This is a genomic window from Dyadobacter sp., assembly GCF_051859145.1.
GTDB lineage: Bacteria > Bacteroidota > Bacteroidia > Cytophagales > Spirosomataceae > Dyadobacter.
The window spans coordinates 1-3,187 of sequence record NZ_JBHYGF010000441.1; the positions used below are offsets into that span (position 1 = coordinate 1).

General features: G+C 50.7%; 1 protein-coding gene. It reads left to right on the forward strand.

Features of this window, described 5'->3' with window-relative positions:
- Positions 1-104: 104 nt before the first annotated feature.
- Positions 105-3,187 (forward strand): efflux RND transporter permease subunit (locus tag ACTIE6_RS21280; RefSeq protein ID WP_439558548.1); only part of this gene is annotated, 3,083 nt, incomplete at its 3' end.

Sequence of the window (3,187 nt, forward strand, 5' to 3'; positions counted from 1 at the left end):
CCCTTGTCACCCTGAGCGGAGTCGAAGGGCATGCACAATACTAAATTCCATCGCGACAAACCTTTAAGCTCGACTATACTAACATAAACCAATAATTAAACGCTATGTATCAACTCATTAGAACCGCCCTGCGGCAACCCATATCCATTGTGGTGATCGTGATCGGCATTCTGTTCTTTTCTGTGCTTTCGATCCGGAGTATTCCGGTGGATATTTTTCCTAATCTCGATTTGCCGACCATTTATGTGGTGCAGCCTTATGGTGGTATGGCACCGGATCAGATGGACGGGTTTATTGCCACGCGGTATCAGGACCATTTTCTGTATGTTTCGGGGATTCGGGATGTGGATGTGAAAACGATCCAGGGTTTGTCGCTGATCAAGCTTTCTTTTTATCCCGGAACTGATATGGCGCAGGCGGCTGCTGAGGTCGCGAATAATGTGTCGCGGGCAAAAGCGTATATGCCTGAGGGTACCGTGCCGCCGCAGGTAGTGCGCTTTGATGCAAGCTCGGTGCCGATCGGGCAAATGGTATTTGAAAGTGCTTCCCGTTCATTAAATGAAATCCAGGATTTTGCATCGTCGCGCGTGCGGCCGATGTTCAGCCGCATTGAAGGTGTTTCCAGTCCGCCGCCATTTGGGGGTAACCAGCGCACGATTGTGATACGAGTGGATCCCGAGCGGATCAGGAGCTACCATTTAACGCCGGAAGAAATTATTAAATCCATTATCACCAACAACCAGCCTTCGCCCGCAGGTAACATCAGAATGGGCGACCGGACTTTGATGACGCCAGTGAATTCGTTGATCAAAAAACCAGAAGACTTCCTCAACATCCCGATCCGCGTGGGCGCGGGCCCGACGGTTTTTATCCGCGACGTAGGTACCGTGGAAGATGGCGCCGACGTGACGGTGAGTTATGCATTGATCAATGGTCGCCGCGCGGTTTATATTCCTGTTGTTAAAAAATCAGATGCTTCCACATTGGATGTAGTGAACAATATCCGCGCTGCATTGCCCCAGCTGCGCAATGCGGTGCCGGAGGATGTGAAGATATCTTATGAATTTGACCAGTCTGTATATGTGACCAACTCCCTGAAAAGTCTGATCACGGAAGGTATCCTCGGCGCATTGCTCACTGGGTTAATGGTATTGCTTTTCCTGCGCGACTGGCGGAGTGTGATTATTGTGATTGTCACGATCCCGATTTCCATTTTATCCGCAGTGATATTGATGAATTTGTTTGGACAAACGATCAATATCATGACGCTGAGCGGACTTGCTCTGGCGATTGGCGTACTGGTCGACCAGGCGACAGTTACGATTGAAAATATCCACCAGCACCAGGAAATGGGAAAACCCAAGGAGCAGGCGATCTGGGATGCTTGTAAGGAAATTGCATTTCCTGAGTTTTTGATCCTGCTTGCTATTCTGGCGGTATTTGCGCCATCATTTGTCATGAGCGGCATTCCGAGATCGATGTTCTTGCCACTTTCTCTGGCGGTAGGTTTTGCGATGATCGCGTCGTTTTTGCTTTCGCAAACATTGGTACCTGTACTCGCCAACTGGCTTTTGAAAGACCACCCGAACCATGAAGCTCCGACTTTGGCACTGGATAATCAGGAAGTAAATGACGTGATCGAAGAAGGTGCGCACCCTTCCCTACCAGCTACGGGTTTTGAGAAATTTAAATTAAGATACCTGGGCGTTTTGTCAGGTATTATGAACAGAGGCAAGCTTGTAGTGCCGGTTTACCTGGTCGGAACTGTGCTGCTGATCGTTGGCGGCTTCCTGCTGATCGGTACTGATATTTTACCAAAAGCAAACAGTCACCAGTTTCAAATGCGCCTGCGCGTACCGGACGGAACACGCGTGGAACGCACTGAACAGGCTACATTGAAGGTACTTAATTTGATCAAATCGGAAGTGGGGAAAGAGCATGTGGAGATCTCCTCGGCTTACGTGGGTACGGTGCCTTCCAGCTATGGTACCTCCAATATTTTCGTGTTCAACAGCGGGCCGCACGAGGCAGTATTGCAGGTTTCCTTGCATGAAGATTTTCCGGTGCGAATGGATGCATTGAAGGAAAAACTGCGGGAGCGTATTGGCAAAGAAATCCCGAACCTCGCGATTTCCTTTGAACCTATTGAGCTGGTTGACAAGATCATGAGCCAGGGTGCTTCCACACCGATCGAGGTGAGTGTGGCCGCAAAGGATGTGGAAGAAGCCGGAAGATTTGCCAAAAAGATCCAGCACGAAATGCAGCAGATCGCATTCTTGCGTGATGTACAAATCGCCCAGCCGCTCGCCTATCCTGTTCTGGATGTGAAAATTGACCGGGAACGTGCGGGACAGCTCGGTATCACCTCCACGCAGGTTGCGAGATCAATGGTCGCTGCTACATCGTCCAGCCGTTTTACAGATAAAAACCTTTGGCTCGATGATTCAAAAGGGCTGGCTTACCAGGTTCAGGTGCAGATTCCCGAGTATCAAATGACCTCTGTGGAAGATATCGGAACAATACCTTTGAAAACGGGCACAAGTAACCCACTGCTGGCTGACGTAGCTACTTTTTCCGAAAAAACAGCCCCCGGAGAATACGACCGCGCCGGTCCGAACAGGTTAGTAACTGTCACTGCGAACATCCATAAAAAAGACCTCGGCGCAGCTTCTGCGGCTGTTCAGAAAGCGATCAAGAATGCCGGCGAGCCGCCTCGTGGTGTTCTGGTGGAGTTGAAAGGACAGTCTGACTTACTTACAGAAACACTTACCAGCTTGCAAACCGGCCTGCTGATCGCAGTAGTGATCATGTTCCTGCTGCTTGCGGCGACTTACCAGTCTTTCAAACTTTCGCTGGTGGTATTATCCACCATCCCTGCGGTGGTTGTTGGATCAATCGGCTTGCTGCTGCTGACCGGCGCGACGCTGAACCTGCAATCTTACATGGGGCTGATTATGTCAGTCGGGGTATCTGTTGCGAATGCGATTTTGATGGTAACCAATGCGGAAAACCTCCGGCTGAAATTGCAGGACGCGCGCAGAGCGGTGGTACTGGCAGCCGGCTCCCGGATCCGCCCGATTCTGATGACGAGTATCGCGATGATCGCGGGTATGGTGCCGATGGCATCGGGAATGGGCGAAGGCGGCGACCAGATCGCACCGCTGGGACAGGCTGTAATCGGAGGTTT